Source organism: Bifidobacterium leontopitheci (assembly GCF_009193355.1).
Lineage (GTDB): Bacteria > Actinomycetota > Actinomycetes > Actinomycetales > Bifidobacteriaceae > Bifidobacterium > Bifidobacterium leontopitheci.
Genome location: NZ_WBVT01000020.1, coordinates 17,705 through 39,044, shown reverse-complemented (window position 1 = coordinate 39,044; position 21,340 = coordinate 17,705). Strand labels below are relative to the sequence as shown.

Below are 21,340 nucleotides of genomic sequence, written 5' to 3'. Positions count from 1 at the left end.
AAACTGTCGCTACGGCAATATCTCGCTCGGCGTCTCGCCCTGATTCCAATAGTTGGCCCACTGCTCGTTGAACGAACGCGTGGATTGGGCGGGAAGAATGTGGTCGAACGCGCGCGCCACGTAACGAATACGGTCATGCTCCGGCCCGTCGGGGCTCACGCGGACAAGCGCAAGCCGGTGACGGTCGCCCTGCGACTGGGCGAAGGCGACCTCGTTGGCGGTCACGGTGAACGTATCCGCCTCGGGCAGGTCGATACGGCCCTTCACTTCGATGAAATGCATGTAGCCCTGAGCGTCAACGGAACGGATGTCGAAGCCCTTGTTGTTGTGCGGCATCTCGGTCGGCGTACGGCCAAGCAGCCGTTCCACGCGCATGGTCAACGCCACCGCCCGGCGGTCCACCTCCTCGGTCCGCCGGGCGAACGGCCTCGACTGCACGACCGGCTCCGCCGAGCCGGCAGCAGCGACGAGCCGTTCGGGAACGACGAGCGCCATGCCACGGATGGTCGCCGGCTTGGCCCGCAACCGCACATCCTCGCTCAGCTCCCGCTCGCGGCGGCTGAGGCGCTCCTCCATCTCCTTGGCGCGCTTCAGTGCGTTGCCCGGGGTCATGCGTTTGCTCCGTTTGCCGTTCCGCTCATCGTCATGCAGCTTGTTGTACTCGCCATACCAGTAGTCGATCTCCGCGCCAAGCCGGCTCCTGACCTGAGCGAGCACGTGCTCGTTCTCCGCCGTCTTGCGCGTCTGCAGCTCGGCAAGACGAGGCTTGGTGCCCTGCTCGTACACCATGCGGCGCATCGCGTCGGTATGGTCGGCCTGCAGCCACTGCGAATCAAGCAACGCCAGCACGGCTTCGCGTTCGTCATCGCGCGGAGCGTCGTAATCCAAATACGGCGGCGCCGGGGAGAACGCCGGCTCGCCTTGTTCGGCAAGCTGAAGATAGTCGAAATGCCGGGAGACCGCATCGCCGCGAGCATCCTCGATGGTCTGCTCGGCGGCCACCATCAACGTCGGCTCACCCGGCTGCGTATCGGTACGGTCCACGAACACCGTGCCACGGTCCAGCGTCTCGCCATACCGGTCGATGATGAGACCGGCGACGGCATCCAGCAGCGGTACGCCCGGCGCAACCAGCAGCGCATCCGGACTGCCGTGCCCTATACGGGTGCGGCCCGGCTCGAACGTGATACGTTCGTAGGCGTCCGCAACCGTGCGATGGCGGTCACGCTGTTGCGCACGCCTGCGGATGCCGGCCGGCACATGGGTCAGCTCCCACCGGTTCGTCTCACGCAGTCGCGCCGTACCGCCGAGTCTTTGGAACGCCGGCAGGAAGAACGCGGAAACGTAGCCCGGCTGGAGCTTGCGTTCACGGGTCTTCTCCATGAGCTCGCGCACTTCGCGCACGTCTAGGCTGGGATACATCTCCGGGTGGGCGGAACGTTCGCTGATCAGTGCATCCAGTCCCTGCCGCACACTGCTGTCGATGACCTGGTCGAGCCGGGCCTGCACGCGCGGGTCGTCTCCATATTGGATGGCCTGGATCATCAGATCTTTGAGCGGCTTGCCGTCGAACGCCTTGCCGTCGCCCAGCACGTTGAACAGGCGCCCGCTGTAGGCTTTGCCCATCGTCTCGATCTTGCCCAGCAGCTTGCCGTAAACCTCGCCTTCGCGGGTGTTCTTCGCCACCAGATTCCACAGAAAACACGTGCGCAGCTGGCCAATGCGGTGGATGCGGCCGAAACGCTGCTCGATGCGGTTCGGATTCCACGGCAGGTCATAGTTGACCATCAGGTCGGCTCGATGCAGGTTCAGGCCCTCGCCGGCGGCGTCCGTGGCCACGAGGATGCGGACCTCGGGATTGCTGACGAACCGTTCCTGCACGGTCTTGCGCTCGTCACGGCTCATGCCGCCGTGAATCACCGTCACCGCCTCCGGCTGCCCCAGCAGTGCGGCGACCCGGCCGGTCAGATAGGTGAGCGTATCCCGGTGCTCGGTGAAGATGATCATCTTGTGCGGCTGTTCGGCAGTGCCGACGTCCAACACATGATGCTGGAGGATGTCGGCGAGCTGCGACCACTTCGCATCCGCGCCGGCCATGCGAACGGCTTTGGCCTTGTCCACCAGACCGTCGAGGACGCTGATCTCCGCGGCAAGCTCCTGCTCGGTGCGCGCCGCAGTGGCGGAGTCGACCACCTGATCCAGCTCAAGCTCAAGCTGGCCCTGATCGTCCTCGTCGGTCTCGTCCCACCGGTCGTCATAGTCGTCAAGGCCGATCGGCTCGCTGCCAGTCGGCTCGAATATGGTCGTGATGGACTCGGGATGTTCCTGTATGCGGCGCAGCAGTTCCGAAAGCCGGTCACGACGGCGAACCAGCGACCGAAGAATCGCCTCCAGGCTGGACGCCAGACGACGCTGCAGAATCGTCAACGCGAAGCCGATGCTGTTGGCGCGACGACCATCGGCCTGCAGCAGCCGGGCGGCCGCGTTCATGCCGGAACGCACGTAGTTCGTCACAGCACGATACAGATCGGCTTCACCGGCAGACAACTCATAGGCGACGGTCTGCGCACGACGCTCGGGGAACAGCGGCTTACCGTCGAACGTCAGCAGATCCTCCTTGACCATGCGGCGCATCAGGCCATGCGTGTCGGTACTGCGGTGACGCGCCGGCCTGTACTTGCCGGCGAACCGGTCGCGGTCAAGCAGCGTCATGAACAGCTGGAAGTCCTGTTCGTTGCCCGAATGCGGCGTCGCCGTCATGAGCAGCAGATTCTCGGCGGTCTCGGCCAGCGTCTCACCCAGCCGGAACCGGCTCGTGCGGCTCACCTCACCGTATTGGGTCTTGAAATGCGCGCTCATACGATGGGCCTCGTCCACGATGGCGATGTCCCAGCGAACCTCGCCGATCATGCCCATCAGTTCATCATTGCGCGCGACCTGATCCATGCGGATGATGAGCCGGTCATGATCGCGGAACGGGTTGCCGGACGACGATGCAAGACGCATCGCCGGGTCGAACACCTCGAAATCAAGCGAAAACTTCTGCGCCAGCTCGTCACGCCACTGCTCCGCAAGACCACCCGGACAGACGATGGCCACGCGCTCGGCCGCCGAGCGTAGCAGCATCTCCTTGACGTACAGGCCGGCCATGACGGTCTTGCCGGCGCCCGGATCGTCGGCCAGCAGGAACCGCAGCGGCACCTTGGGCAGCATATCCTCGTAGACGGCGCGAATCTGGTGAGGCAGCGGGTCGATATCCGACGAATACACGGCCGCCATCGGGTCATACAACGCGGCGTACCGGATACGCAGCGCCTCCGCAGCCAGCCGGAACTCGTCAGGGTCGGCGTCGAAGCGGGGACCGCTTCGCTCCGGCTGCGCGATACTCAGACGAGTGACCGTATCGGCGTCGATGATCTCACGGCCGGTGCCGCCATCGGCCGTCGTGTAGAACACGTCAAGTGCGGTGCCGCCCATCGGCGCGGCCGCCACCACCGTCACCGCCTGGCCGGGCATGATGCCAAAGAGCGTGACTCCCGGTTTGATGTCGGCAATGGTCAGCATCGCAGCGTCCATTGAATCGTCCATCGCATCATCCATGACGGCGGCTCCTTACGTTGTTTCTGCACGGCGGGGACGCGCCGGGCGGCGGGGTTCTTTCACGCCCTTGCAGAAGTTCTAACATGTTAACTCCCGAGTTCTAACATGTAAGGATTATTGCAAGGTGAAATGAAAGGTGAGCGGCGCAGTGAGCGGCGGACTGGCGCCTAGGGGAGTCGCGGTAGGGGAGTTTCGGTCAGGGAATCCCAGTCAGCGACCCGGTCAGGGAGTCGGTCAGGGAGTTTCGGCGCAAGAAATTACGGAAATCGGGGGCTTCGTCCGTAAATCCTTGCGCTGAGGACAGCCACGAGAGGTAGCCACTAGGAGCAGCCACTAGGGGTAGCCACCGGAGGCAACCTTAGGGACCATCCCCCAAGGACACGTGTGTAACTGGCATCTTCACGTCACTCTGCTCGGGCGTGCACAGTGACACGGGCGCGAAAACCCAGTGTTTGCAAGGAGTTTCGACAATGCGTCACTGTGCCCGGGCGAACAGAGTGACGTGGGGTACGTCACAGCCCTTGGCGGCCGTACCCATGCTCCCCTTACACACCCGCGAACGCGGAAAAACAAACGCGGGGCGGGACGATGGATTGCCCATCGTCACGCCGCCGCGATTACGCGCCGAGCAGGGTGAGCATCTGGGCGATGCCCTTCTTGCCGAACTCGACCTTGCGCTCGACGTCGGCACCGTCAGTAGCACCGTCGGCACCGGCACCGTCGCCGCCCTTGCTGATGACGATGCACGGCACGCTCATCGCACCGTACTGGTCCTTCAGCTCGGGGAAGTGCGAGACGTCGTAGGCCTCGGCGCGCACGAGCGGATTGAGCGAGGCGATGCGCTGCGAGGCGAGCACCGTCTCCGGGCACATCGTGCAGGTGAGCGACACGAGGATCATCACGTCGGTCGGCGTATCGATGGCTGCCGCGCGCGCCTTCAGGTCGTCGTCGATCGGCTGGCCGGGGCCCGCCGCGTTGTACAGTCCCAGCACGAACGAGTTGAACTCGTGACCGGACGGCACACCGTGGAACGCAAGGCCAGTGAACGTCAGGCGGCCGTCACCACCGGCAACGTCACCACCGTCAACGTCACCGTCCCACACGCACAGCCGCACGGCCGGGCGGGCGAGCGGCAGCGACGCGTCGACGTCGAACGTCGCGCGGCCGGCGTCGTCGAGCGTGCCGTACTCCGGCAACGTAGCGGCGGAGTCACCACCGCCGCCCGGCAGCACGATATCCGCCGGTTCGCCGACGACCAGCGGCGCCGGCACGTTCTCGCCGTCGACCGCCGTGATCACGCCCGCCGCGTCGACGGTCACCGAGTTCAGCTTGCCGCCGGAGAGGGCGACCATCTCGCCGATGAAGCCCTGCAGTTCCGCAGACAGCGGCGTATCGTCCAGCTCGAGCGCAAGCGTGACCGGACGGGTCATGCGGCCGAACACGACGCCAAGCTGCTGCTTGATGGCCGCGGAGAACAGTTCGCCGGGCTTGCGCGCGGCCTGCTCGGCGGCGGCCGCGTCCGCGCCGCGCTTGGCGGGCGCGGGAGCCGGGGTCGTGCCGGCAGCCGCGGTCTTGGCGGACGCTTCAGCTTCGGCCTGCTCGTACGCGGACGCGGTCGGCCGCGGCGGCACCAAGTCGGTCTTCTCGCTGATCTGCTTGGCGTAGCGTTCCAGCTCGACCGCGGCGATCGCGCCGTCGGCCGTCGCGGTGACCACCTGCCGCAGGTTCTTGACGCGCAGGTCGCCGGCCGCGTACACGCCGGGCACGGACGTCTCCAAGTAGCCGTGCGTGACCACGTAGCCGTGATCGTCCAGTTCGACGACGCCGCGCACCAGGTCGGTCGCCGGCACATACCCGGCGAACACGAACACGCCGAACGTGCCGCCGTCGGCCGGCTTCCACGTGGTCGTCTCGCCGGTGTCGGCGTTGCGCAACGTCGCCTCACGCAACCCGCCCTGACCGGCGGTGACGCCCTGCAGCTCGGTGCGGTAGCGCACTTCGATCTTCGGGTTGCGTTTGGCTTCGGCCGCGACCGACGCGTCGCACGTGAAGTCGGGCTCGCGCACGAGCACCGTGACCTTGCTCGCGTATTTGGTGAGGAAGACGGACTCTTCGGCGGCCGCGAAACCGCCGCCGACCACGAGCACCTCCTTGCCGGTGAAGAACTCGCCGTCGCAGGTCGCGCAGTAGGCGACGCCGCGGCCGGCGTACTCGGCCTCGCCCTCGAAGCCGAGCTTGCGGGGGCTTGCGCCGGTGGCGATGAGGATGCCGAACGTCTTCAGGTCGCCGCGCGTGGTGTGCACGATCTTGACGTCGCCGTCGACGTCGAGTCCGGTGGCTTCGGCGGAGAGGAATTCGGCGCCGAAATCCTTCGCCTGCTCGCGCATGGTCTGGGTGAGCGCGCGGCCGGTGGTGCGGCCGACGCCCGGATAGTTGACGACCTCGTTGGTGATGGTGATCTGGCCGCCGAAATCGTCCTTTTCGAGCACGAGCACCCGGTAGCGGGCGCGCGCGAGGTAGAGGCCCGCGGTGAGGCCCGCGGGGCCGCCGCCGATGACGACGACGTCATACAGATCGGCGTTTTGAGTGGATTGGGTCATAAGAAGCTCCTTGTACATGAGCGCCCCGGCGGCGGGGTGGGCGGGTGCTCGGCCTGTGGATGGCAGGTGAGGCGAGAGACCATACGAACCGCCCCCGCCGGCAGGGGCTCCCGCGAAGCGAGTGGGGGTGGTTCAAGACGTGGGCTATGCCCATGCCTATCCGAACCCCACCCCCAGTCGGCTCCGCCGACAGCCCCCGCCAGCGGGGGCGCAGTGATGATGCGATGCGACGCTATCGACGCTCGCAGCTCGTCACAGCAGGCCGACGAGGTCGAGGCTCGGCTCGATGGTGTCCTCGCCCGGCTGCCACTTGGCAGGGCAGACCTGATCGCCGTGCTCGTAGACGAACTGGGAGGCCTGGACGCGGCGCAGCAGCTCGTCGGCGTTACGGCCCACGTTGGAGGAGATGACCTCGTAGGCCACGACCTTGCCCTCGGGGTTCACGATGAAGTCACCGCGCTCGGCCATGCCGTCCACCTCGTTGTAGGTGTCGAGGTCGCGGGCGAGCAGGGCGGTCGGGTCGGCGAGCATCGGGTACTGGATCTTCGCGATCTTCTCGTTCGCGTCATGCCACGCCTTGTGCACGAAGTGGGTGTCGGTGGAGACGGAGTAGATCTCGCAGCCGATCTTCTTGAAGTCCTCGTACTTGGCGGCGAGGTCCTCAAGCTCGGTCGGGCAGACGAAGGTGAAGTCGGCCGGGTAGAAGAAGAACACGGACCAGTGGCCGAGCACGTCGGCCTTGGTCACCTCGTGGAATTCGTTGTTCTGGAAGGCCTGCACCTTGAAGTCGGTAAGCTCGTGCTGCAGAAGAGTCATCATCGTTCCTTTCATACCATCTGCACGTCAGTCATTACGCGTCAGTCGTGGGACTGGATTGCCGGTCGGACCGCGGCGTGGGCGTGCCTGGCCGCGTCCCCGCTTCCCATCGTATCATCAAGCGGCGGTCGGCGGTACCGAGACACCGCCCGTTTCGCCATGAGTAACATCACAGTTTTGTGAGGGCCGGGCAGGAAGGACGGGCGGCAGTGCACTGTGCACGGCCCACGTGACATTCACCCCGCGCAGCGTGACGAACAGCCCGAACAGCGTGACGCATAACCCGGGCAGGGTGACGCGCCCCGTGCAGGGTGACGCGCGACCTGAGCACTGTGACGCGCAACCCGGGCAGCGTGACGTAAATAACCCCTTATCGGGGACGTGGTGCGTCACTGTGCTCGCCCTTGCACAGTGACGCACCCTCGAAAACCCTTGCAATCACTGGGGTTCCGCGCCCGCGTCACTCTGCAAGGGCGAGCAGAGTGACGTGCCCTGTGCAGGGTGACGTGCGATGAGGACAGAGTGACGTGTGTTACCTCGCGGCGAGGTCGATGATGGCGGTGAGATGTTCGAGCAGTTGGGTCTCGCGGTCCGGCTCGTCGCCGAAATCAAGGTCGAGCGTGCGTGCGCCGCCGCGCCCAACGCCGGTCACACGCCGCGAACGACGCACTTTGCCGGCAAGTTCGGCAAGCTCGGCGGCCATCTCGTCGCGCGACCGGCCTTCCGAAAACAGCCGGAAGAACGCGACCCAGTATTTCGCCGCGATGCCGGCCATCAGCGTGTCCATCGACTCAGTCACCCAGTCGGCCATCAGCCCTTCGACGCGCGCGATACGGCCGAAATTGCCGCCACCATCCTGATTCGGCACGTCGACGTACTGCGAGCCTGGCCTCGGATACGGCGTGGTGCTCGGATGTCGGATGCCGCAGTCACGGTTCACGGCGCTGCCCCTGCGATGGTTCCAGTAGTAAGTGCGCATGTCGGAGGCGAACTTCGCCTGCTCCACGTACGGCTCGTAGACGATCGGCTTGCCGCTGAGCACGTTCGACAGGCTCCACGGCACGCAGCAGATCAAATCCCACGGGGTGACGGCATCCGCCGACGCCTTGTAGCGCAGCGACGGCTCCGACTCCTTGGACAGCAGATACCAGCCTTTGAGCTCGATGCCGATCAGCGGCGCGGCGTCATGGCCGGAGCCGACCAACCGCACGTCCGGGAACGATTCGGGGTAGCGGCGGAACTCCTTGTCGGCCCAACGGCCCTGCGGATCCCAGATGCTGCGCAGCGAGTTGAGCAGCGCGACCGTCTGCGATTCGATCGTACCGCCGAGCAGCGTGTTGATCGAGAACAGGTCGTTGACCTCGATGCCCTCCACGTTGATGGTGGACGTGAAGTGCATGGGCAGCGCGTACAGCGCGCGCACCACGCCGTTGCGCAGTTCGGTGCGTTCGTCGTCCGCCGGCAGCGCGTAATGGCTCGGCAGGGCCATGCCGTCGTAGTCGGTCATGCGGCCCTCCTCTCGCCGGGTGCCTCACTGGGTACCGCGCCGGGCGCCGCGCCGGATGTTTCACGCGATGTTTCACGTGTCGACTTGCGGCGGCCACGGAGTGCTGGCGATGCGGAAGTCCGACCATTCTCGCGCTGCAATCCGGCTGTGCCGCCGGCGGGCACCACAGCCAATCCCGCTTCGGGCGGCTGCGAAACCTCTGCCACGCCACTCTGCCGTCCCGCAATGCCGGTGCCGGCCGACGTGACCGTCATTTCGGATGCCGCCCCGGAACCCAGATACTCGTCCTGCGCCTCGGCGAGACGACTGAGCGCCAGGTTCTGGAACTCCTCGTCGGTCTCGGCCACATAGGCGAACCGTCCGCTCAGCACAGCCGCGACCGACGCGGAAGCCAGACCGCCGAACGGCTCCCACACCACGTCGCCCTCGTTGGACGCCGCATGCACCTGCCGGTACATGAAGTCCAGCGGCTTCTGGTTCAGGTGCGCGGCCGACTGGCGGGACGGCTTGTACACACGCGGCGCACTGCGCTGCAACGTGCCCTTGAGCCGTTCCGAATCATGCAGCGGCGGACGCGACCACACGTTGGTGACGCCGTTGACGTGGTTCCACACCGCACGCAGCGAATCCCAGCGTTCCGCCGTGATCTCCGTCTTGCCGTCGATCGAGAAGTACGGACGGTTCGTCGGCAGGCCATGCGCTTTCGCGTACTCGGCCATGCGCTCCACCATGTCGCCGGGCGGCCAGTACCACATCCAATCGCCCGTCAGGTACTTGCGCGTCGCCGCGTTCTTCACGCCGCAGGCGTCATTCGCCTTGCAGTACGGCAGACCGGACCGCTTCCACTCGGCGCGCAGCCAATCCTGCACGCCCATCGTCCCGCCGTTCTCGGCCGGCAACGTCAGCTTGCGCCGGTACAGCGCGGACACCTCCGTGACGACCGGGAACTGCCGGATCGTATTGCCGTTCACGTTGCCGGCGATGTGGGAGAGCCCCTTGTCCCACGTGACCAACTGCACGTACTCCCAGCCGTTGGCCTCCAGCAGCGGATGCACGGTCGCCCAGCCGACCTCCGTGTTCCAGAACCACAACGACGTCGACGGTTTCGCGTGCTTTGACCATTGCGCCACATGCGGCGCATACCAGTCCACCAGCCCCTCGGCCGAGACGGTATCGCCGCGGAAGCCGCGCACACCGTACGCGCCGTCGCTGACGATCAGGTCGGGAGCCGCCCAGCGCGCATACACGTCAAGCACGTTGCCCCGGTGCAGGCAGTAGCGTTCGGCCTCCACGTCCGCGGGCCGACGGTCCTTCAACCGCACGGTTTTGCGCTTGCCGGCTCGCGGCGCGGCCGATTTGCCATCGCCGGTCCTGCTGGACTTCACGGCCGCCACAGCCCCCTTCATCGGCGTTCCCATGCGCTCCACCTCCTTTCGGTCGTCGGCATGGCTGTCATCACGGCAGTCATATCGGCTCCTTCCCAAGCTGCACTCATTTCGTCCTGTATATGCATATGCACGTCACGCGGCGTCCGCCACCACACTGCAGGTCCGGCCTCCGCCAGCATCAGCCGGCGTCCGACCGGCGTCCCCACCGCCAGTATCAGCACACCAGTCTACTGTGAGGCCACCATACGGATGACGTGCGGTGTCGCGTTGCCGCGCTGGTTGCTTCAGTCTCCCACCGCGCAGAAAAACCGGTAGATATCTACCGGTTTTTGTTCGCCGCCGGCGTGTCGGGCGATGATTTGACGCCAGACATCGTGCTCTCCGAGAAGAAACGGCCTGATGCGAACCATATTCCGTATTCTTAGGAGGTCCGGCAGCAACACCGCAATGAAGCACTCCCGAAAACCGCTTAATGCCAATACATTCCACGGTGCAAAAGCCCGTTATACCGCACTCGGGCACCTAAGAATACGGAATAGCTTCCGAAACAGGCCGAACTTCCATCGGGCACCGTCAGAAGCGGCGGCCGACCCCTCATCACAAGCCGGCCAGCGCCGCATCCGCCCCGGAGTCGGAGCGATGCCCATCGCAGTGCCCGCGCCGGCAACCCGCCAACCGCCCATCCCGGTCATCCCGCCGTTCGCTGTGAGCGGCGAACCAGCTTGGCGGAATGATGCAGCTTGTCGACCCATCCCGGTCAGCCCAACTCATCCCGCCGTTCGCTGTGAGCGGAGTCACAGGCCGTCAGCGCCGACCCGACACCTCGCGGCAAAGTCATATCGACTATGCTGGTACGCAACAAAATCTTCAGACCATCGAACCCAACCAACAACGCGCTGCGGCCGCGGCGGACCAGCCGGCGGCATGCGGCAGCAGGAACGGAGACGTCATGGCAGAGGACACCCAGTACGACGATCAGCCGGCCGGCACCCACCCGGACGAGGCCACGCCCGACGGCATCCAGCACGATGCCGAGCCCGACATCCAGCCCGAAGAGACGACCGCCAGCTCGGCGCTCAGCCGGCTGCTCGCCGGCAACCGGCGGTTCGCCGAAGGCAAGCCGGAGCACCCGTGGCAGGACCCACAGACGCGCGAATCGCTCATCGACCGGCAGAACCCCAACGTGGCGGTGCTCTCATGCTCCGACTCGCGCGTGCCCCCGGAGATCATCTTCGACGCGGGCCTCGGCGACCTGTTCACCGTGCGGACCGCCGGCCAGGTCGTGGACGACGCGGTGCTCGCATCGCTCGAATACGCGGTCGACCACCTGCACGTGCGGCTGCTGGTCGTGCTGGGGCACGAGGGCTGCGGCGCCGTGCATCTCGCGATGGACGAGCTCAACGACATGCTCGACGCCACCACCGGCGACGCGCTCGACTCGCTGGAGGCCGCCGACGCAATCGACTCTATGGAGGAGCGCATCGCCGAAGCGGACTCCATTATCCTGCGCACGGTCGGCTTCTCGGTATGGCAGGCGCAGCAGGCGGATATCGACGCGCAGGACGACATCGAGCGCGTGCATGTGGCGCACACCATCGAGGATCTGGTCTCGCGCAGCGAGGTGATCCAGGACGCGCTGGCGCACGAGCGGCTCATGATCGTGGGCGGCCGCTACCAGCTGACGACCGGCGAAGTCGAGGTGCTCAGCTTCTGAGTGCGCGCGGCGCCGAGCCGTGCGGCTGCGGTCACGCGGCTCGGCGGCGGTCAGACAGTGTGACGGCCGTCACGCAGCACGGCGGCCGTCACAGTGGCAGTGCGGTCACGCGGCGCAGGTGCGGTCACGCGGCACGACGGCGGCCGTCACGCGGCAGCACGGCGGTCAGACAGCGCGGCACCCGCGGCACCTCGCACCCACCGCACCTCGCACCTGCCGCCCCCGCCGCCTCTCACCCTCGCACCCGCCGCACCCGGTTTGACGTGCCAATCTTCTAGAGTTGTCACCATGCCCATTGGTGTAAACATCGCGTTGATATTCGTCTTCCTGTTGCTGGGGTCCATCTTTTCCGGCACCGAGCTTGCGCTGGTCAGCCTGCGCGGCTCGCAGATCGACCAGATGGAGCAGGAGGACGCGCGCGGCGTTCGCGTGGCGAAGATCGCCCGCGACCCGAACACCTTCCTGTCGACCGTGCAGATCGGCGTGACGCTGTGCGGCTTCCTGTCCGCGTCGTTCGGCGAATCGTCGATCTCGCCGTATCTGGTGCCGATCGTCGAAGGCTGGGGCGTGCCGACCGGCGTCGCCGCACCGCTGACGACCATCGTGCTCACGCTCATCATTTCCTACTGCTCGATCGTGATCTCCGAAATGGTGCCGAAGCGCATCGCCATGCAGCGCAACGAGCAGATCGCACGCGCGGTCGTGCCGGCGATCAGTGCGTTCGCGAAGGTCTGCAAGCCGATCATCTGGCTCATCGGCAAGAACACGAACGGCATCGTCCGCCTGCTCGGCTTCGACCCGAACGAGACGGAAAGCGAAGTGAGCGACGAGGAGCTGCGCGTGCTCGTCAACTCGAACACGTCGCTGAGCAAGGACGAACGCACGATCCTGGACGACGTGTTCGACGCGTCCGAAACCATCGTCGCCGAGGTGATGCGCCCGCGCGCCGACGTCGCCTTCCTCGACGGCGCGATGCCAATCGCCGAGGCGGCCGCCACCGTGCGCGACCTGCCGTACTCGCGTTACCCGGTCACCGGCAAGGATTTCGACGACGTGCTCGGCTTCGTGCACGTGCGCGACCTGCTCGACGTGCGCGATCCGAATGCGAAGACCGTCGCCGACGTGACGCGCGAGGGCATCTCGCTGCCCGGCACGTCGAAGCTGCTGCCGAGCCTTGAACTGCTGCGCAAACGCGGCATCCACCTGGCCGTCGTGATCGACGAGTACGGCGGCACGGACGGCATCGTCACGCTGGAGGACATGACCGAGGAGCTGGTCGGCGACATCCGCGACGAGTACGATCTGCCGAGCGAGCCGGGCGGTGCGCGCACCGCGAAGACCGCGTTCGTCAACGGCGTGGCCACCATCGACGCGAGCATGACCATCGAGGATTTCGCGGACCTGACCGGCATCGAGCTGGAGGACGGCCCGTACGAGACGGTCGCCGGATACTTCCTCGCACACACCGGCAAGATGGGTGCAGAGGGCGACGTGCTGCACTCGGACGACGGGTATGACATGATCGTCACCAAGGTGGACGGCCGACGCATCGAAACCATCGAAGTGCGGCGTGCGGGCGCGCCCGACCACGCGCCGGTGGGTGACGGCGGCGCGGCGGCGGCTTCGTCCGGCGCGAAATAGTCGGCTGGCGACGGCGGCGTTGGTGACGACGGCGAATTCAGGACGATGCCGGACGACTCGGGACGACGGCGCTTAGATACAAATCCCATTGCCGTTAGATAGGAACCTATCTCCGAAACCCCATAAACCTTTGGCATCTCAGCGCAAGAAATTACGGCAATGAGTCCTATCAGCCGTAAATCTTTGCACTGACCTCAACTCAGCGCAAAGATTTACGGAAATCAACGACTTCGTCCGTAAATCCTTGCGCCGGGAGACGACTCAGCCGCGCGACGACCACGTTACAACGACTGCAGATACTGTCCCAAATGCGGGACCGCAAACTCCAACTGCCCGTGACCGCACGGACGAATAAGCCTGTCCTTGATGAGGATCGCGCGGTATTTGCTCACCCAGCTCCGGCTTCTGCGCGTACGCTCAGCCAAATCGCCCACCTGCGTAGGGTTTGGCGAGTCTTTGGCCATGGCCGTCAGGAACAACCGCTCCGCGCTGGTTGTTCCATCCAATGCCGGAGCGCACACGGCATCATCGAAAGCGAGCAGCGCATCGGAAACACCGTGTGCCACGTCATCCGGGGTAATGACATCCGATCCTCGGCGCTGCGCGGATTGCCACATGTAGTAGCCGACGAGCTGCACCATGTATGGGTATCCTTCACTCCGGCGAGCGGCCTCGAGCGCGTCTTCCTCGCTGATGGTCTTACCGGAATCTGCGACCGTCTCCACAAACGCATTCCTGACGTCCGGCAACGGCACGTTATCCAATTCGCGGCGCAATGCACGACGCAGGAACGTAGTCACCTCGTTATCCAGCAAATCGTTGACCATGTACGGCAACCCGGCGAACACAATGGCAACGCCCTTCTTGTCGGCGTCGGGGGTGTCGCTCTCATCCGCATCGGTGATGACGTGCTGCACAGCCGTGGCAATGGCCACCAGATCATCATGCGAGGCCGCCTGCGTTTCATCGATGGTGATGAGGATGCCTTTCCCCTTGCCGATTTTCCTGCTGCCAAGCCGCTTGTTCAACGCATTACGCAACGTCAGCGGATTGGATTCCGCAGAAAAACGAGCCTGACCGAGACTGGCGCTGACGACGCCGGGGATTGCTACGGACGGCCCTATGTCAGCCTGATCCAAACGTATTCCCGATGGGGCCAACGCGGCCACAAGCCTCGTCACCAATCCGGCGGATGCCGTCTCTGCGATGACCTCCCAGTGCTGCGCTTTGGCGATACGCCGAAATTCGGTGAGCATGACCGTCTTGCCGAAGCCTCGCTGCCCGGTGACCAGCATGATGCGGCCCGGAGCCCCAACGCCATTGGCCAAAGCCTCGGAGAAGTCTTCGATGATGGACTGCCGGCCGATAAGAATCGGCGGCATCTTGCCGGCCGTCGGTTTGAACGGATTGACTGTCATGACCATGCTCCCGTCGCATTCACGCACCATCTGACACGAATGCGTACCATGTTACACCAAATGACACCAAATGACACGAATGCGTACCATTGCGCACTATTGCGTACCATCCGCTCCGTCGACGCGAGCGCCGGAACGGACGACGCACCTCGCCGGTCAGCGACGATGCGACGAAATCCACCAGTTGATGATCGAACCGGCGGCGACCAGCAGGGCGCCGCACCAGAACGGCACCGCCAGCGACAGTCCCAGCAGTACGGCGCTGGCCGCCGTGGACAGGACGGGAGTGGCGTAGGAAGCCATCGCCAGTGTGCTCATGCTGCCGCGCAGTATGCCGTAACCCCAGCAGGCGTATCCGCCGGCGATGACCGCCGCGGTCGCCACCACGGCCACGTAACCCCACACCGACGGCGCGGACGACGGCCAGCCTTGGCCGGAGGCGAAGTGGATGATCCACAGGGACGCGGCCACGAAGGGGAAGAACACGGACGTGCCGTCATAGCCTTTGGACAGCGCGGGCGTGAACACCGCGTACACCGACCATGCGAACGCGCCCGCGAACGCCAGCAGATACGGCAGCGGGTTCGCCGCGACATGCCGTGCGGCGAGCGCCCAATCCAATCCGCTGTTGCCGCCGACCGCCAGCACCACGCCCGCGGTGGCGATGATCGCGCCGGGCAGCACGCGCAGCACCGCACGGCCACGCGAATGACGGGACGTTGCGCCGCGAACCGTATCGCGCCGGACGGGAGCGTCCTGTGCTGCCGCCGGAGCTGCCGCGTCACCGTTCGCCGCGCCGTCGCTACTGTCACCGTTCGCCGCGGCGTCGTTCGCGTCAGGTTCGCCATCACCGGCGGGTTCGGCATCATCATGTCTCCCGCCGTCCGGCACGAACGCCGCCGCCAGCAGCACCATCATCGTGGGCCACAGGTAGTTCACCAGGCTGACCTCCACCGACGATGACGCCGAGGACGCCAAGCCGATTGACAGCGAAATCGACGACTCGTAGAACACGAACAGCAGTCCGCCGACGATCAGGTAGATTCGCGGGCATGTGCGCAGCGGTGCGGGGCGCCGGAACGTCAGCAGCAGCGCCGCGCCGCACGTGTAGATCAACGCCGACCCCAACGTCGCGCCGAACGAGTCGGCGACCACACGGACCAGACCGGTCATCAGACTCCACAGCAGAATCGCCATCAGACCGACCATGGTGGCGCGCACCGAGGGGCTCCAGTTCCGGCCCGTCAATCCCGGCCCCGATGCGCTCCGACGCGAACCAACCATAATGCGTACTCCTTTTCGCCGCGAGGTCTTGCTTTTGCTTCCAGTGTGTCTGCCGGCACCGACGCTGGGGCGGCTACTCGTTGTCCCGGCCGCCGCCACGGCGGAACCAGACCACCAGCGCGACAGTGACCGCAACCGCCCAGACCAGCGCTCCGGCGACCGCGAGCAAAAAGGGATCCGGCACACGGCCGACCGCGCCACGCAGCCAATCCCACGCGCCGCTCAGCCATGTCCCCACGCCAATGCCGCGCTGCAACGCAGCCGCATACGACTGCCGCACCTGCCGTCGCAGACCGTCCAACGGCACCTTCGCCAGCAAACCGGAACCACGATTGACCGGATCAACCTTCTGACAGTCGCCGCCGCCGACCGAACCGCCGCATCCCTGCTGACTGCCGGACGATAACGTACCGTCCTCATCCGTATCGTCATCCTTGGCCGAGCCGGCTATGAAATACGCGGTCTTGCCGTCCGGAGCGACCGTCATCACCGGCTCTTTCGGACGCACCGGCACACGACCGAAATCCAACGACAACCGGCCGCGGACCGTCGAACCGCCCACGTTCCCGGCACTCAGGCGTATCACCTTGCGTTTCTTCCACTCGCCGGCACTGGCCGACAGCTGCAACGTACCGTCAGGCGTGAGCACGTTCCCACCGCCAGACGCAGCGGTCGTGTCGTCCTTCGCCGAAGACGCACTGTCCAGCGCGTGCACGTACCGTTTGCCGCGCACGTCGACAAGCGCCGTGGCAAGGTTGCCGCGCATGCCCGGCACTCCGGACAGGAACCGTCCGTCGTCGGTGATGCTCAGCGGCGTCAGGTCGGCAGGGTCGACGTCAGACACCGCGATGACGGACCGCGCAGCGTGAGTGTCGGCGGTCACCTGCGTGAACGTCACCGTGATCGGGTGATGCGTGTCGTCGGAAACGACGTCATCAGGGTCGCGAGCCGTGTCGCCGGCCGCGTAGAACAGACTCGTGCGATCGGCGGTGACGGCGGCCTGCGACGATGCGGCCGGGCCGAGGTCCGTCACCGAGCCGTCGGCGATGCGGATGGCGGCAAGACGGCCGTGGTAAATGTCCGCCGAGCTGTTCTGTTGCGTTGCCGACGTGGATATGGGCGTGGCAGCGAACGCGTACAGCGTGCGGCCATCGTGCGATACGGTCGCCAGGTCAACGTCGGTCACGGCGTAGGGGAACATTACGGGAACGTCCGCAAGCCGACGCTGCGAATCGGCGGTGAACGTCGACAGCACCCAGGATTTCGAGCCGCTCTGGATGGGCTGAGTGGCGGCGGCGTTGCGCAATCCCAGCAACTGCGCGCCGTCTGCGGAGAGCGCAAGTTCGGCGGCGCCCAGCTGCCCAAGCGAGCGGACGGACGGCGTGCGCACGTCGATGACGGCCGGGGTGCGGGGAGCCGACGACGTGACATACAGGCGCGAGCCGTCTGGGGAGAAGCGGTACGGACGGCTGGTATCGAGCGGAAAACCGAGGTCGACGGCGCCGCGGACCTTCATCGTGGCCGCGTCGATGACGCACGCCTGCGTGTTCGGCGTCGGCAGGCCGTCGCTGGGGAGCTGCAGCGTCGTGTCGACGGAAGAGCCGTTGAACAGGACGAGCGTGGAGCTGTCCGGGCTGACGGCAAGGTCGATCGGCGGCTCGGTGTCGAAGCAGGGGTCGCCGTACAGCACCTGCATGCCGTTTTCGCGAATCAGATTGGCCGAGGCTGCTGGCAGGGGGAGGACAGAGCAGGGTGCGAATGCAAGGAAAGCGGCGAATAGCAGCGCAAGGAGCCTAATTCCCGAGCAAGCGCGAAATCGCAAGCGACATGACTTTATGAGGGGCATATGCATGTGCGGAATCCTTCCTCAGCTATCTCCGATTATAGGTAGGCGAGGAAGGGCGCGGCCGCCCGCGCGGGAGCGACTACTCGTCACCGCGACGGAACCAGACCACCAGCGCGAGGCGCACTACCGACGACCGCCGAATTTATACCATATCGTCAAAGTGGCGATGGAAGAGATCAACACAGCAAGCAGGAACAGCACCACGTATATTCCCCATGAGGGGTGAGACGCGACGGTATCGTTCTGCTGAGAGGAATCCCGATGCAGCAGCCAGCTGACTTGAGCCTTGGCGAACACTCCCTCATCATGCTCTGACGGCGTAGATGCACAGGAGAATGTGTTCCCGTCCTCCGCGCCGCAACCGGATGATTCAGTATTCGAATCGTTCGACATGGCGAGAAAGAACATGGATTGCCCATCCGGTGAGAACTTCATCATCGGCGTACGCAACCGCATCGGCAATCGGCCGAAATCCAGCGACCGCTCTGTCTCCGGCTTCCCCGATCCTTCGCTGCCGGCGTACAGGCGCAGCAAGCCATCCCAAGGCTCACCGTCCGAGCCAGAATCGGTCGTGACGGTCACCTTCAGCTTCCCATCCGGCGAAACATAGTCGGCGGACAGCCTCGGAAGAGGAGCGATATTGGTCGCCAAAGATGAGATAAACCGCTTCGAGCGCACGTCGAACACCGACTTCCCCATGCCATGCAATGAAGGTCTGCCGTCGCCAAGCTGCAGCAGCGAGCCATCATCCGACGCAGACCGGACGACCGCCAAACCGCCGACATCTACGGATTGCGCCGTGCCGGCATCCAGTTGTATTTGCTTGATATCACGACCAGACGTACCGGTCGCAAACATCATCCGAAAATCACGGGTGACCGAAAACGACATCCCTGAGACATCCGTGACGACCTTGCCAGCGCCGGTGGCGATGTCAATGGACAGAAGAAGACCTTCCTCCGACGAATATGCGTAAAGATACCGGGCGTTATGCGATACAGACAAGGGTTTTATATACTTCGACAGTATCGTCTGATCGTATTGACCGCCCATCCGTATGGTGGTTTTGGATGAATGGCTACCATTGGCCGCATCGACGGCGATGAGCGTGGCGTTCGAATCACTGGGTGCCGTCGAGGTGTTCTGCTCAATGGAATACAACGTTTTCCCGTCCGGGCTGGAAACCATGGTGCGGGAGGCGCTTTCCGGGTATTCCTTCACGGTCAGGCTATGCACATTTATCGATTCAATCCCTGTGGTGCCTGATGCATACGTGACGGAGAAAAACAGCCGAGACCCGTCCACGGTGAACATAGGCTGATAGTCATCGCCCGGAACCGTCAACGGCCATGAGAGCGACACCGCCTTGGGCTTCATCGACGCAGTATCGACTGCGCACAAAACCGGCCCTGCGGTAAATACAAAGGCCGTGGAACCATCCGGACTTACGAGGAAATCCGTTGGCGGATAATCGCGGAAACATGGGTCTCCGTAGACGACGGTCATTCCGTTTTCCTTGATCACCGACGCCGATGCCGCGGGCAGGGGGAGGACAGAGCAGGAAGCGAATGCGAGAAAAGCGGCGAACAGCAACGATACAAGGCGCCTAATTCCCGAGCAAGCGCGAAATCGCAAGCGACACTTCATAAGGGGCATATGCATATGCGGGATCCTTCCTCAGCTATCTCCGATTATAGGTAGGCGAGAAAGGGTTCCGCTTATGCGATGCCGACGCTGTGACAGTGCGATCGAGAGCGGCCGCCTGCGATCATGTGATGCAACCGACACCGCGGATCGCCGGCGCGGGACGCACCCCGCGGGTGGCGATCGCGTGGGCATGGTAGGTTGAGACTACCCGGCTCCCACAAGGAGCCAGCAAGTCGAAAGGAACGAACATGACGCTTGCATTCATTGTCCCCGGACTGGACGAAGCCGCCTCCGAGAAGGCCGTCGCCATTCTGCAGAACCGCCTCGCACAGGAGCAGGAGGCCGCGCTGGTGCTCAAGCACGCGCACTGGAACGTGACCGGACCGAACTTCATCGCCGTACACGAGATGCTCGACCCGCAGGTCGAGGTCGTACTCGCACAGGCCGACGAGACCGCCGAGCGCATCGCCACGCTGGGCGGCACGCCGGACGGGCGCGCGGACGCGATCGTGCGCACCCGCACGTGGAAGCCGTTCGACCTTGAGGGCCGCGCCGGCACCGAAAAGTATCTCGGAGCGCTCATCGAGTACTACGACGCCTTCATCGCCGACGACCGCAAGGCCATCGCCGAGCTGGACGAGCTCGATCTGGTCAGCTCCAACATCATCCAGGACCACGTGCAGGAGCTGGAGAAGTTCCAGTGGTTCATGCGCTCGCACCTCGCGTGAGCACAGGGTCGGCGGGCCTGCGGGCGATCTTTGGGCCGTTTAATCGCCGAACGGCATAGAACAAGGCGGTGGATATTCGACAAACGAGTATCCACCGCCTTGTTTTATGCCGGCAAGGGGCCGCCCTGACGCCGCCAAGAAACCCAATTCGTGAGATGTGGGTGTTTTGGTTTCGACATCACCGCAAGACTAAAATCAAGAAACGGCTTCATTCCGCCGTTTTGGACATATTCCGTCATTGCATATCCGCGAAAATCGCCAAACAAAACACCCACATCTCGAGCCAAGGCACCGGATAGGGCAGACGACGGCGACAATAGCGACAAATAGCCCATCACAGTGAATCAATATGTCGCATTATTTTGATTTCAGGCTCCACCCAATAGCATTCAAGCCGCAGCTCGCATCTCAAACCGTCTCACCACACGACGTGCCGGTTGAGTTCGCGCCGCAACCGCCGCCAATCAGGCAGGTAGAGGCTCATGCGCCGCTGGAATTCCGCGCCGTGGCCGCTCGCCCACAGGTGGGTCATCTCATGCACGAGCACATACTCGAGGAACCGCGGATCCATGAGACCAAGCTGCAGGTTCAGCCGGATGCGGCCGGTCTTTGGCGTGCACGACCCCCAGCGCGAGGTCATGATCCGCAGCGTGATGCGGCTCGGCGAACGGCCGATGACGGGTGTCCATTTGGCGAGCAGTGCGGGCAGTGCGGCATTGATGGCGTCGGCGGCCTGGTGCTTGCGCTCGTCGGTCCAGATGGCGGCGCGATCCGGTGCGACGTTGGGGTTCGGCCGGTCGGCTGCGGGGTTGTGAATCGCGCGCCCCGCGGGCGAGGATTGCCCGGAGGGCGAGAGCGCACTGAGCTCGCGCATCGAGCGCGTGTAGTCGTCGACCATGCGTTGCCGTTGACGTATGATCCAGTCGTGGCGTTCGCGCGCGAATTCGGTGATGTGGCGGTCGCTCATACGCTTCGGCGCGGAGACCTCGATGCGGCCGGTCGGCGGTTTGATGCGCAGATACAGATTCCTGATTGGTTTGCGCGTGACGTGCAACGTCAATCCGTCCACCTCCAGCACGGCAGGCTGCGAGGCCGGAGCGGCGGCCGGGCGGCGGGCCGGCTGGGCGGATGGGTGATTCGGCATAGACGCC

14 protein-coding genes are annotated in these 21,340 nt (G+C 64.7%); 3 read left to right on the top strand and 11 right to left on the bottom strand.

What is annotated here, in order from left to right:
• Nucleotides 1–9 precede the first annotated feature (9 nt).
• From F7D09_RS06985 to F7D09_RS11625, 6 genes are all read right to left on the bottom strand, one after another.
• Nucleotides 10–3,600 carry a helicase-related protein gene (locus tag F7D09_RS06985; protein WP_226836054.1) on the bottom strand — a complete coding sequence of 1,197 codons (3,591 nt, stop codon included), beginning with the start codon at nucleotides 3,598–3,600 and terminating at the stop codon, nucleotides 10–12.
• Between the two features lie 617 nt (nucleotides 3,601–4,217).
• Nucleotides 4,218–6,200 carry an FAD-dependent oxidoreductase gene (locus F7D09_RS06980; protein WP_152234685.1) on the bottom strand — a complete coding sequence of 661 codons (1,983 nt, stop codon included), beginning with the start codon at nucleotides 6,198–6,200 and terminating at the stop codon, nucleotides 4,218–4,220.
• Between the two features lie 252 nt (nucleotides 6,201–6,452).
• A complete protein-coding gene (ahpC, locus tag F7D09_RS06975) occupies nucleotides 6,453–7,016 on the bottom strand; it encodes an alkyl hydroperoxide reductase subunit C (protein ID WP_150354234.1) in 564 nt (187 codons plus the stop codon).
• A gap of 532 nt (nucleotides 7,017–7,548) precedes the next feature.
• On the bottom strand, nucleotides 7,549–8,523 hold the full coding sequence (locus F7D09_RS06970; RefSeq protein ID WP_152234684.1) for a hypothetical protein: 975 nt from the start codon (nucleotides 8,521–8,523) through the stop codon (nucleotides 7,549–7,551).
• On the bottom strand, nucleotides 8,520–9,941 hold the full coding sequence (locus F7D09_RS06965; protein WP_226836052.1) for a DNA methyltransferase: 1,422 nt from the start codon (nucleotides 9,939–9,941) through the stop codon (nucleotides 8,520–8,522). The genes F7D09_RS06970 and F7D09_RS06965 overlap by 4 nt, the downstream gene beginning before the upstream one ends.
• 254 nt (nucleotides 9,942–10,195) lie before the next feature.
• A complete protein-coding gene (locus tag F7D09_RS11625; RefSeq protein ID WP_264371983.1) occupies nucleotides 10,196–10,321 on the bottom strand; it encodes a hypothetical protein in 126 nt (41 codons plus the stop codon).
• Nucleotides 10,322–10,995: 674 nt separating this feature from the next.
• Between F7D09_RS11625 and F7D09_RS06960 the strand changes: the two genes are divergently transcribed.
• A complete protein-coding gene (locus F7D09_RS06960; RefSeq protein WP_226836062.1) occupies nucleotides 10,996–11,625 on the top strand; it encodes a carbonic anhydrase in 630 nt (209 codons plus the stop codon).
• Between the two features lie 288 nt (nucleotides 11,626–11,913).
• Nucleotides 11,914–13,266, top strand: a complete 1,353-nt coding sequence (locus F7D09_RS06955) for a hemolysin family protein (RefSeq protein ID WP_152234682.1) — start codon at nucleotides 11,914–11,916, stop codon at nucleotides 13,264–13,266.
• Between the two features lie 281 nt (nucleotides 13,267–13,547).
• Here F7D09_RS06955 and F7D09_RS06950 read toward each other — a convergent pair whose 3' ends face one another.
• From F7D09_RS06950 to F7D09_RS06935, 4 genes are all read right to left on the bottom strand, one after another.
• Nucleotides 13,548–14,684, bottom strand: a complete 1,137-nt coding sequence (locus F7D09_RS06950; RefSeq protein WP_152234681.1) for an ATP-binding protein — start codon at nucleotides 14,682–14,684, stop codon at nucleotides 13,548–13,550.
• A gap of 156 nt (nucleotides 14,685–14,840) precedes the next feature.
• On the bottom strand, nucleotides 14,841–15,968 hold the full coding sequence (locus F7D09_RS06945) for a drug/metabolite transporter permease (protein WP_152234680.1): 1,128 nt from the start codon (nucleotides 15,966–15,968) through the stop codon (nucleotides 14,841–14,843).
• A gap of 73 nt (nucleotides 15,969–16,041) precedes the next feature.
• Nucleotides 16,042–17,664, bottom strand: a complete 1,623-nt coding sequence (locus F7D09_RS06940) for a YncE family protein (RefSeq protein ID WP_193312373.1) — start codon at nucleotides 17,662–17,664, stop codon at nucleotides 16,042–16,044.
• 273 nt (nucleotides 17,665–17,937) lie between these two features.
• The gene (locus F7D09_RS06935) at nucleotides 17,938–19,320 is read right to left on the bottom strand and encodes a hypothetical protein (RefSeq protein WP_152234678.1); all 1,383 of its coding nucleotides are present in this window, start codon (nucleotides 19,318–19,320) and stop codon (nucleotides 17,938–17,940) included.
• 389 nt (nucleotides 19,321–19,709) lie between these two features.
• Here F7D09_RS06935 and F7D09_RS06930 point away from each other — a divergent pair, with 389 nt between their 5' ends.
• Nucleotides 19,710–20,189, top strand: coding sequence for a Dps family protein (locus tag F7D09_RS06930; RefSeq protein ID WP_152234677.1), 480 nt, complete (start codon nucleotides 19,710–19,712; stop codon nucleotides 20,187–20,189).
• Between the two features lie 418 nt (nucleotides 20,190–20,607).
• Here F7D09_RS06930 and F7D09_RS06925 read toward each other — a convergent pair whose 3' ends face one another.
• Nucleotides 20,608–21,333, bottom strand: coding sequence for a M48 family metallopeptidase (locus F7D09_RS06925; protein ID WP_152234676.1), 726 nt, complete (start codon nucleotides 21,331–21,333; stop codon nucleotides 20,608–20,610).
• Nucleotides 21,334–21,340 lie beyond the last annotated feature (7 nt).